Raw genomic sequence first — 10,049 nt, forward strand, 5'->3', positions numbered from 1 at the left:
CCACGGTGGCGAGCATCAACGCGATACCGGCGAGCATCTGGTTGGAGATACCAAACAATGGCCACAAGGTGTTGATCCCGCCCAATGGGTCGATCACGCCTTGGTACAGCAGATAGCCCCACATCGCTACACAACCGCCGGTGGCGATCAGGTTGGCAGGCCATGAGTCAGTACGTTTAAGCGACGGCACCATGGTGCCGAGCAAATCCTGCAGCATGAATCGACCGGCACGGGTGCCCGCATCGACCGCCGTCAGGATGAACAATGCTTCAAACAGAATTGCAAAGTGGTACCAGAAAGCCATGGTGTCTTTGCCAGGCAATACCTGGTGCAGGATCTGCGCGATACCGACCGCCAAGGTTGGCGCGCCACCGGCACGGGCCAAGACCGTGGTCTCACCAATGTCTTTGGCCACAGCAATCAACGCGTCGGGCGTAATTGCGAAGCCCCAACTGCTGACGGTTTGTGCAACGGTCACCACATCACCGCCGACAATCGCTGCCGGGCTGTTCATGGCGAAGTACACGCCAGGGTCGATCACTGAAGCTGCGACCATGGCCATGATCGCTACGAACGACTCCATCAACATGGCGCCGTAGCCGATGTAACGGGAGTTGGCTTCGCTATCGAGCAGCTTCGGCGTGGTGCCCGACGCGATCAACGCGTGGAAACCCGAAACCGCACCGCAGGCAATGGTAATGAACAGGAACGGAAACAGAGCGCCCTTCCACACCGGACCCGTACCGTCAGTAAACTGCGTCAACGCTGGCATTTTCAGCTCAGGCGAAATGATCAGGATGCCGATGGCCAACGCAAGGATGGTGCCGATTTTCAAGAAGGTAGACAGGTAATCCCGTGGCGCCAATAACAGCCAAACCGGTAATACCGCAGCGACGAAGCCGTAACCGACCAACATCCAGGTGATCTGCACACCGGTGAAGGTGAAGGCTTTGGCCCAGACCGGATCAGCCGCAACTTGGCCGCCCATCCAGATCGACGCCAACAGCAAAATCACCCCAACCAACGAGATCTCGCCAATCCGGCCCGGACGGATGAAGCGCATGTACACGCCCATGAACATCGCGATCGGGATCGTTGCCAACACTGTGAACATGCCCCAAGGACTGCCCGCCAGCGCTTTGACCACAATCAACGCCAGCACCGCAAGGATGATGATCATGATCAGGAAACAACCGAACAGCGCGATGGAACCGGGAATCGCGCCCATTTCCTCACGCACCATCTCGCCCAGTGAGCGGCCGTTGCGTCGAGTGGAAAGGAACAGAATCATGAAATCCTGCACCGCGCCAGCCAGTACCACCCCCGCGATCAGCCACAGCGTGCCTGGCAAGTACCCCATTTGCGCGGCCAGCACCGGCCCCACCAACGGACCCGCACCAGCGATGGCAGCGAAGTGGTGACCAAAAAGAATGTGTTTGTTGGTCGGCACATAGTCCAGACCGTCGTTATTAAGCACCGCCGGCGTCGCGCGGCTTGGGTCAAGTTGCATGACCTTAGTGGCGATGAACAGGCTGTAATAACGATAAGCAACTAGATAAATCGCGACAGACGCAACCACGATCCACAGCGCACTAATGGCCTCGCCGCGACGCAAAGCCACAACACCGAGAGCACACGCACCGATGACCGCGAGGATTAACCAGGGCACATGCCGCAGCAGGCTATTATTATTTTTCATTTTTTTATTTTCCAGCTGAATGGACTAGAAGAACAGCCTTCCAAGTTTAGCCCCACCAGCGCGAAAGGCCACCCCCCACGATGGTCTAGCGCCGCGTTTGGCCGACGAAACGCGAACAGTCTCGCTTAGCGAACGACCAGGAAAAATGTCCGGCAGGTACTGCACCGGTTATAGCGCTATAGTTCAGCGCATTAAGAGGGCAAAACCATGACCGAATCCCACGCAGAGCGCCGACGTTTTAAACGCATCGCGTTCGATGCCAAAACAGAACTCAGCCAAGACCAGAATTGCTGGCCTGTGCAGCTTGTCGACCTGTCGTTAAAAGGTCTGCTCATTCAGCGCCCTGCGCCTTGGCTCGGCGACCCAAAGCAGCCGTTCAAGGTCAACATTCACCTTGGGGCAGGTGTCGACGTGAGTATGGACATCGAGCTAAGTCATGAGGATAACGACCAACTGGGATTTGTTTGCGCGCACATAGGACTGGATTCGATCAGCCATTTGCGCAGGCTGATCGAATTGAATCTGGGAGACCAGGCCGAGCTGGACCGAGAACTTAGAGCGCTCGCGCAACAAGAGTGATGCGCAGGCAGCGCATCACTAACTGTAGGACTGGCGTGATTCTGCGCGGTATTACGCTACTGCGCTTAAATGCTCATAAAGGATCGTCGATCCGACGATGATCAGCACCACACCACCGACAATTTCAGCCCGTTGACCGACCACGTTGCCAAGCACCCGGCCCAGCATGACCCCGATCGTGACCATGGTGGTGGTGGCCAAACCGATGGCCAACGCCGCGACGACGATATTGACGTCGACGAAGGCCAGGCCTACACCGACAGCCAAAGCATCGATGCTGGTGGCAAACGCCGTGACGGCCAAGATCATGAAGGAATGCGACTGCGGCTTTTCGTCGTGCTCATCCGCTTCTTTAAGCCCGTTGTAGATCATGTGCAGGCCAAGAATCAGCAGCAGCGTGAACGCGATCCAGTGATCCCAACTTTCAACGAATCGCGAAGCGGCATGGCCAATCAGCCAGCCGACGACAGGCGTTATTGTCTCGATAACGCCAAAGATCAAACCGGTGCGCAAGGCTTCGGCAAAGCGCGGTTTATGCAAGCTTGAGCCTTTACCAATGGCCGCGGCGAAAGCGTCCGTGGACATGGCAAGTGCGAGGAATATCAGGGGAATGGGATTCACGATTACTACCAGCCGGGCTATGAGTCAACGACATGACCACACGCCCGACTTTTGGCATGGATATGTCGATGGTCTCACCAACCGAAAGGTGTCCGCACCACGGCATATGGCCGAGAATGTTGATACGGACGCTTCTGAATACATCACCAGAAGCAGGCTACTCCCCAAAGAGGACGGCCACTATACCTAGCAGATCGTGAAAAAAACATGTCCTATAACAGACACTTGAATTTCAGGCCGTGGATTACTCAAACAACGCATCCAACGCCTGCTCCAGTCGAGTAACCGCGATAACTTGCAAGCCGGGCGGCGCTTCTTTGGGTGCGTTGCCTTTAGGCACGATGGCGCGTTTAAAGCCATGCTTCGCCGCCTCTTTCAAGCGCTCCTGGCCGCTGGGCACAGGGCGCACTTCGCCGGACAAGCCTATTTCGCCAAATACCAGCAAATCATGGGGCAGCGGCCGGTTACGCAAACTGGAGATAACCGCAGCCATAAGCGCCAGGTCCGAGGCGGTTTCTAGCACCTTTACACCACCGACCACGTTAAGGAACACGTCCTGATCGTGAGTAGGAATGCCGCCGTGTCGATGCAGGACCGCGAGCAGCATCGCCAAGCGATTTTGATCCAGGCCGAGGGTCACACGACGCGGATTGGCCAAATGACTGTCGTCCACCAACGCTTGAACTTCCACCAGCATGGGCCGAGTGCCCTCCCACGTTGCCATCACTACACTGCCGGGCACTTCTTCCTGTGCACGGGTGAGAAAAATCGCCGAGGGATTGGAGACTTCTTTCAGGCCCTTGTCCGTCATGCCGAACACGCCCAGCTCGTTGACGGCACCGAAACGGTTTTTAACTGCACGCAATAAACGCAGGCGACCGTCTGACTCACCTTCGAAATACAGCACGGTATCAACCATGTGTTCCAAAACCCGCGGACCAGCCAACGCACCCTCTTTGGTGACGTGACCGACCAGAAAGATAGCCGTGCCGCTCTGTTTGGCGTAGCGCACCAATAAGGCTGCGCTTTCCCGCACTTGCGACACGCCGCCAGGCGCTGACTGTAGTTGTTCGGTGTAAATGGTCTGGATCGAGTCGATCACCATGACCTTGGGCTGTTCGATGCGCGCCGTGGCAATAATGGTTTCGATACAGGTTTCAGTCATCACCCGCAGTTTATCTTGGGGCAGCCCCAAACGCCGGGCGCGCATGGCAACTTGCTGCTGCGACTCTTCACCGGTGACGTACAACGCTGGCATTTGTTCGGCCAACGCGCAGAGGGTCTGCAAGAGAATGGTCGATTTGCCGATGCCGGGATCGCCGCCGATCAGCACCACCGAACCGTCCACCAGACCGCCACCGAGTACCCGATCAAGTTCGGCGGAGTTGGTGGTGAAGCGCGGCATTTCCTCAACACTGACCTCGGCCAGGGTTCTGATTTGCGCTTTCTGTCCGGTCCAGCCAGTGCGGCCGCTGGGCGGGGTCGCGGCGCCGCTTTCCAGCACCGTCTCGACCAAGGTGTTCCAGGCGCCGCATTCGCCGCACTGGCCGGCCCATTTCGGAAAAGTCGCACCGCACTCAGTGCAGCCGTACATGCGCTTAGCCTTGGCCATAACCACCCCAGTCTTAAAAAGGGAGCAATGATAACGCAGGTTTACACCTCAGCGATCACCGGCAGCCCCGGCCCAGATACACCGGTCGGATAAAACTTCCCGAACAAATTCCTGTCGATTGCTAGGCTAGAAGGCACGAAACGTAGAGCTGACATACACTGCGTTGACCAACTCATCTGTAACAAGGAATAACCTATGAGCGTACTAAGCGAGTTCAAAGCGTTCGCCGTCAAAGGCAATGTGGTCGACATGGCCGTCGGCATCATCATTGGTGCGGCGTTCGGTAAAATCGTTTCGTCGTTCGTCGGCGATGTTGTAATGCCGCCGATTGGGCTGTTGATTGGCGGCGTGGATTTCAGCGATTTGGCATTTACCTTGAGACCTGGCGAGGGCACGCTGCCCGCGGTGGTGCTGTCGTACGGTAAATTCATTCAGTCTATTATCGACTTCGTCATCGTGGCGTTTGCGATCTTCATGGGGGTCAAGGCGATCAATCGCCTGAAACGCGAAGAGGCCGTAGCGCCGACCTTGCCACCGGCCCCAAGTCCGCAAGAAGTGCTGCTAGGTGAAATTCGCGACCTACTCAAAGCGCAGAATGGGCAGCCACTGGAGAGCTTGACGGTCGATCCAACTCGGCTGGGCTGATTGACCGCATGGCGGGCTGGCGTGCCCACGCAATGGCCGCCAAGTCCGCGTGCAGCCTGCGGTTTACCAGTAAGTCTCGACCGCGACTTGGCCCGGCCGCCGGCTCAAACTGAGCTGCAGATCACGCAGCTTAAGCATTTTTCGGGTGTCATCGATCATCTGTGGATTACCGCACAACATGACCCGCGAATGCTCCGGGGTCAGTGCCAGCCCGGCGGCTTGTTCCAGCTCGCCATTTTCGATCAGTTGCGTGATGCGCCCGGCTAACGCCCCTGGATGTTGCTCGCGGGTCACCGTCGGCAAAAACAGCAACTTGCCGGCATAGTCGGCCAAATAATCCCGGTCATTCAATTCCGTAATCAATTGCTGATAGGCCAATTCACGGGCCTCACGCACGCTGTACACGAGGATGATCCGCTCGAATTTCTCCCACACCTCAAAGTCCTGAAGAATTGAGAGAAACGGTGCGACACCCGTGCCTGTGGACAACAGCCATAAATCTCGCCCGTCAACGAAACGGTCCAATGTCAGATAGCCGAACGCCTGCCGGTCGACCAGCAGCGTGTCACCTTCGCGCAAGCGGCTGAGTTCACTGGTGAACTCACCGTCTGGCACGACAATGGAAAAGAACTCGAGAAACTCATCATATGGCGACGACACCATGGAATACGCACGCCACACAACGCTGCCATCGGCTTTAGTCACCCCCAGGCGAGCAAATTGTCCAGCTCGAAACCTGAATCCCGGGTCGCGCGTGGTACGCAAGGTGAACAAACTCGGGGTCAACGGAGTGACATTGAGCAGTGTCTGACGGGTGAATTTCTCTGCGCTGGCAGTCATGTGCGCTTTTGGCTCCGGTGGCTGAAAAGACTGAGCCCAGTGTCCCGCAAAGCCGCCCCGATAAACACCGGCGGTTTGTAGTGGCATTTAAAATGAAAGCCTTGAGCACCCATAGTCAAATCTTCTAACTATAAAATCCTGGCCTGTCAGATTTTCCCTACACTGAAAAACGTATAAAACGAGTATGGATGCTCAAAATGGATAACTGGAACGCAGACGAAGTACAGGGACTGATATCCGCCGTTGATGGAGCGGTTCGCGAATATGCCCCCTCTCACACCCAGTCCGAAGGCTGGAACCAATTTATTCAGGCGCTGGATGGCATTGGAAATATGCTGGCCGAGGCACGCCACCATAGCGATCTATCTTCAGCCAAGTATGTTGAGAAAGCCGAACAGATTGTTTGGCTGAGCAATCGGCTCCTCGCGATCATGACCAAACGTTATTTGCCCATCACCACCCCTTTGGCGCGCCTTCACCCATCGCTATCGATCAGAGAAACCGAAGTGCTCCGATGGTCGGCAGAAGGCAAGACCGCAGCCGACATTGGGGTCATTCTGAACCTCAAAGAGCGTACCGTTCATTTCCATATGAGTAACGCGGCTCGAAAGATGGGCGCGAGCAACAAAACCGCAGCCGTCGCACAAGCCATGATGTGTGGTGTTTTGTAGGCTTTTTCTGACGGTGAGGAAAACCGAAGGTCATCGGCCGAAAAGCACGTAAAATCGACAACTTCTGCGAGCGGCGAGCCATCCGGCCACTCGTGCAATACGCCGATATAAGAGTTTTCGTGCCCATGCCTTTGCTTAACAGCCACTTTGCTCAGCTCGACCTCATCCGCCAGCCTGACCAACCTGACGAGCCGCTGCAGGCGTTCGACGCCGCTGATGAATACCTGCTCAGCCATGTGGCAGAACAAGGGCTGAACCCGGACAGTCGAGTACTGGTGCTCAACGACAGCTTTGGCGCACTGGCCGCCAGCTTGACCAACCATGCAACGGTTATCAGCAGCAGCGACTCCTTTCTTGCGCTGCAGGGGCTGGAAAAAAACCTCGTGCGCAACGGCCAGCCGTTCGACGCTGTACCCGTGATCCCGGCAAATGAATCATTTACCGGCCCCTTTGACTGGGTGCTGATCCGTGTGCCAAAAACGCTGGCCCTTCTGGAAGAACAACTGATTCGTCTGCAAGGCCATTTAGCCCCAGGCGCTCGGGTGGTGGCAGCTGCGATGGTCAAGCATCTACCGCGTGCGGCGGGTGAATTGCTGGAGCAGTACGTGGGACCGGTGCACGCGTCATTGGCCGTTAAGAAGGCACGTTTGTTGTTTGCCACACCAGAACTCAAAGGCGTGCAGGCGTCGCCCTACCCGACGCGCTACCTGCTTGATGAGCCGGTGATTGAGTTGATCAACCACGCCAACGTGTTCTGCCGCGAAGGTTTGGACATCGGCACACGGGCGTTTCTGCCATATCTGCCGACCGATCTCGGCGCCGCACGCGTGGCTGACCTGGGCTGCGGTAACGGGGTATTGGCGATCGCCAGTGCATTGGCCAACCCGCAGGCGCATTACACGCTGGTGGATGAGTCGTTCATGGCGGTGCAGTCCGCCAGTGAGAATTGGCAGGCAGTGCTGGGTGAGCGGGAGGTTATTGTGCGCGCAGCTGACGGGCTGGCCGGTCAGGAAGCTGACTCACTGGATGTAGTGCTGTGCAATCCGCCCTTCCATCAACAGCAGGTCGTCGGCGACTTTCTGGCTTGGCGGATGTTCCAACAAGCCCGCGATGCGCTGGTGGTAGGCGGCTCGCTGTACATTGTCGGTAACCGACACTTGGGTTATCACAGCAAACTCGCCAAGCTGTTTCGCGGCGTAGAAAAAATTGCCACCACACCAAAGTTTGTGGTGCTTAAAGCACGCAAGTAATTTACTGATTGCCACAATCCCTGTAGGAGCCAACGTGTTGGCGAGGCAATTTAAGTCTCGCCAACACGTTGGCTCCTACAGACGTTGATGCTAATCCCTAGTGCGTCGTCAACCCCGCAGCATTCATGAACAAGCGCATGCCGTAAGCGACGATGCCTAGGGCCGATACGCTGCCAACGTAAATCAGCACCAACCACCCGACCCGTTGCCACACCGGCTTTTTCAAGGCCGGGTCTTGCTCGTGTACGGAATTTTTGCCAGACATCAGCGAATCCCCCTAGTGGTAACCGTCTTCGTGGGTGACCTTGCCGCGGAACACGTAGTAGCTCCAGAAGGTGTAGCCCAGGATGAACGGGATGATGAACAGCGTACCCACCAACATAAAGCCCTGACTTTGCGGCGGCGACGCGGCGTCCCAGATGGTGATCGACGGCGGCACAATGTGCGGCCACAAGCTGATGCCCAAGCCGCTATAGCCAAGAAAAATCAACAGTAACGTCAACAGGAACGGTGTGTAGTGGGCATTGCGGGCCACTGCCTTGAAAAGGCCGTACATGGTGACCAGTACCAAAACCGGCACCGGCAAGAACCAGAACAGGTTCGGCAAGCTGAACCAGCGATGAGCGATTTCAGCGTGGGCTAACGGCGTCCAGATGCTGACGATACCGGTCACGGCCAACACGGCTATCGCCAACGGCCGAGCCAAGTCATGCATCTGTTTTTGTAGCTTGCCTTCGGTTTTCATGATCAACCACGTGCAACCCAGCAATGCGTAAGCGACGATCAGCGCCAGCCCGCAAAACATCGTAAACGGTGTCAGCCAATCCAGCGCGCCACCGGAGAACTGTCGATTGACCACCGGAATGCCGTCGATGAACGCCCCAAGCGCCACGCCCTGGAAGAACGTCGCTGCCAGCGAGCCACCGATAAACGCCTTGTCCCACAAATGACGCTTTTCTTCGGTCGCCTTGAAGCGAAACTCAAAGGCCACGCCACGAAAGATCAAACCGATCAGCATCAGAATGATCGGCAGATACAGCGCCGATAACACGACTGAATAGGCCAACGGGAAGGCGCCGAACAACGCTGCACCGCCCAATACCAGCCACGTTTCATTGCCGTCCCACACCGGCGCCACGGTGTTCATCATTACATCGCGCTCGGAATCGTCCTTGATGAACGGGAACAGTATCCCGATGCCCAGATCGAACCCGTCCATGACAACGTACATCATGATGCCGAAGATGATGATCACGGCCCAGATTAGCGGAAGATCAATACCCATGACTCAGTTCCCCTTGTTCAGGCTGTCGGATGGGTCACCGTCTTCGGAGCCTTCAACGGCAGCGGAGAGAGGACGTGCTGGCGTACGTTGCCGGCCAGGACCACCTTGCTTCTGCTCCTTGCCTTCGTTGACGATCGGCCCTTTGCGCACCAGACGCATCATGTAGCCAAGCCCGACACCGAACAGCGTGAAGTAGACCACCACAAACAAGCCCAGCGTCAGGCTCATCTGCCCGAAGCTATGCCCGGAAGACGCATCGGCGGTACGCATCAGGCCGTAGACGACCCACGGTTGACGTCCGATTTCAGTGGTAAACCAACCCGCCAGCATCGCGATCAGGCCCGCTGGCCCCATCCACAACGCCAGGTACAGAAACGCTCGGGATTGATAAAGCGTGCCACGCTTGCGCAACCACAGGCTCCACAACCCGGTAAATATCATCAGGAAGCCCAACCCGACCATGACCCGGAACGACCAGAACACAATGGTCGAATTAGGTCGATCTTCAGGTTTGAAACTTTTCAACGCAGGCACTTGCTCTGTCAGCGTGTGCGTCAGGATCAAGCTGCCCAGGTAAGGGATTTCGACGGCGTATTTGGTCTTTTCGGCTTTCATGTCCGGCCAGCCGAACAGGATCAAAGGGGTCGGTTCGTTACCGACATTTTCCCAGTGGCCTTCGATAGCCGCGATTTTCGCCGGCTGGTGCTTCAGCGTATTCAGGCCGTGGAAGTCACCGATCACCGCTTGAATCGGCGCGACCAGCAAGGCCATCCACATGGCCATGGACAGCATCGTGCGTATTTGCGGAGTATCTCGGCCGCCCGATCCGCTGTGCCAATGACGCTAA

At 56.7% G+C, this 10,049-nt stretch carries 10 protein-coding genes and 1 pseudogene; 4 read left to right on the forward strand and 7 right to left on the reverse strand.

All coding sequences use genetic code 11. The features are described 5' to 3' along the window. A partial coding sequence (locus tag M0974_RS16620; RefSeq protein WP_297838917.1) for a carbon starvation CstA family protein occupies nucleotides 1–1,699 on the reverse strand: 1,699 nt, incomplete at its 3' end. A gap of 207 nt (nucleotides 1,700–1,906) precedes the next feature. Between M0974_RS16620 and M0974_RS16625 the strand changes: the two genes are divergently transcribed. Beyond that, nucleotides 1,907–2,278 (forward strand): PilZ domain-containing protein, encoded by a 372-nt coding sequence (locus M0974_RS16625; protein WP_297838919.1) that lies wholly within the window; start codon nucleotides 1,907–1,909, stop codon nucleotides 2,276–2,278. Nucleotides 2,279–2,329: 51 nt separating this feature from the next. Here the strand turns inward: M0974_RS16625 and mntP are convergent, their stop codons facing one another. Together mntP and radA are read right to left on the reverse strand one after the other, a co-directional pair. Next, nucleotides 2,330–2,899, reverse strand: a complete 570-nt coding sequence (gene mntP, locus M0974_RS16630; RefSeq protein ID WP_297838921.1) for a manganese efflux pump MntP — start codon at nucleotides 2,897–2,899, stop codon at nucleotides 2,330–2,332. Between the two features lie 244 nt (nucleotides 2,900–3,143). Next, nucleotides 3,144–4,511 carry a DNA repair protein RadA gene (gene radA / locus M0974_RS16635; RefSeq protein WP_297838923.1) on the reverse strand — a complete coding sequence of 456 codons (1,368 nt, stop codon included), beginning with the start codon at nucleotides 4,509–4,511 and terminating at the stop codon, nucleotides 3,144–3,146. Nucleotides 4,512–4,706: 195 nt separating this feature from the next. On the opposite strand from radA, the gene mscL reads away from it, so the two are divergent. Then, nucleotides 4,707–5,156, forward strand: coding sequence for a large-conductance mechanosensitive channel protein MscL (gene mscL, locus M0974_RS16640; RefSeq protein WP_297838926.1), 450 nt, complete (start codon nucleotides 4,707–4,709; stop codon nucleotides 5,154–5,156). Nucleotides 5,157–5,219: 63 nt separating this feature from the next. On the opposite strand, the gene M0974_RS16645 is transcribed toward mscL, so the two are convergent. After that, nucleotides 5,220–5,996 carry a ferredoxin--NADP reductase gene (locus M0974_RS16645; protein ID WP_297838941.1) on the reverse strand — a complete coding sequence of 259 codons (777 nt, stop codon included), beginning with the start codon at nucleotides 5,994–5,996 and terminating at the stop codon, nucleotides 5,220–5,222. A 197-nt stretch (nucleotides 5,997–6,193) separates the two neighbouring features. Here M0974_RS16645 and M0974_RS16650 point away from each other — a divergent pair, with 197 nt between their 5' ends. Both M0974_RS16650 and M0974_RS16655 read left to right on the forward strand, forming a co-directional pair. Next, nucleotides 6,194–6,667, forward strand: coding sequence for a LuxR family transcriptional regulator (locus M0974_RS16650; protein ID WP_297838929.1), 474 nt, complete (start codon nucleotides 6,194–6,196; stop codon nucleotides 6,665–6,667). Between the two features lie 125 nt (nucleotides 6,668–6,792). Beyond that, nucleotides 6,793–7,917: a methyltransferase gene (locus M0974_RS16655; protein WP_297838932.1), complete on the forward strand. Its 1,125-nt coding sequence runs from the start codon at nucleotides 6,793–6,795 to the stop codon at nucleotides 7,915–7,917. A gap of 97 nt (nucleotides 7,918–8,014) precedes the next feature. Here the strand turns inward: M0974_RS16655 and M0974_RS16660 are convergent, their stop codons facing one another. The 3 genes and pseudogenes from M0974_RS16660 to M0974_RS16670 form a co-directional block, all read right to left on the reverse strand. Then, on the reverse strand, nucleotides 8,015–8,182 hold the full coding sequence (locus M0974_RS16660) for a DUF2474 domain-containing protein (RefSeq protein ID WP_297838935.1): 168 nt from the start codon (nucleotides 8,180–8,182) through the stop codon (nucleotides 8,015–8,017). A gap of 12 nt (nucleotides 8,183–8,194) precedes the next feature. After that, nucleotides 8,195–9,202 (reverse strand): cytochrome d ubiquinol oxidase subunit II, encoded by a 1,008-nt coding sequence (gene cydB / locus M0974_RS16665; RefSeq protein ID WP_297838937.1) that lies wholly within the window; start codon nucleotides 9,200–9,202, stop codon nucleotides 8,195–8,197. A 3-nt stretch (nucleotides 9,203–9,205) separates the two neighbouring features. Continuing rightward, nucleotides 9,206–10,021 (reverse strand): annotated as a pseudogene (locus M0974_RS16670) (cytochrome ubiquinol oxidase subunit I); the annotation flags it as partial. Nucleotides 10,022–10,049 lie beyond the last annotated feature (28 nt).

The organism is Pseudomonas sp. (assembly GCF_026224925.1).
GTDB lineage: Bacteria > Pseudomonadota > Gammaproteobacteria > Pseudomonadales > Pseudomonadaceae > Aquipseudomonas.

Bases quoted from the DNA above. Each gene is read 5' to 3' on its own strand.
- M0974_RS16645 (WP_297838941.1), bottom strand. From the start codon at position 5,996: ATGACTGCCAGCGCAGAGAAATTCACCCGTCAGACACTGCTCAATGTC.
- radA (WP_297838923.1), bottom strand. From the start codon at position 4,511: ATGGCCAAGGCTAAGCGCATGTACGGCTGCACTGAGTGCGGTGCGACT.
- mscL (WP_297838926.1), top strand. From the start codon at position 4,707: ATGAGCGTACTAAGCGAGTTCAAAGCGTTCGCCGTCAAAGGCAATGTG.
- M0974_RS16660 (WP_297838935.1), bottom strand. From the start codon at position 8,182: ATGTCTGGCAAAAATTCCGTACACGAGCAAGACCCGGCCTTGAAAAAG.
- M0974_RS16650 (WP_297838929.1), top strand. From the start codon at position 6,194: ATGGATAACTGGAACGCAGACGAAGTACAGGGACTGATATCCGCCGTT.
- M0974_RS16625 (WP_297838919.1), top strand. From the start codon at position 1,907: ATGACCGAATCCCACGCAGAGCGCCGACGTTTTAAACGCATCGCGTTC.
- cydB (WP_297838937.1), bottom strand. From the start codon at position 9,202: ATGGGTATTGATCTTCCGCTAATCTGGGCCGTGATCATCATCTTCGGC.
- M0974_RS16655 (WP_297838932.1), top strand. From the start codon at position 6,793: ATGCCTTTGCTTAACAGCCACTTTGCTCAGCTCGACCTCATCCGCCAG.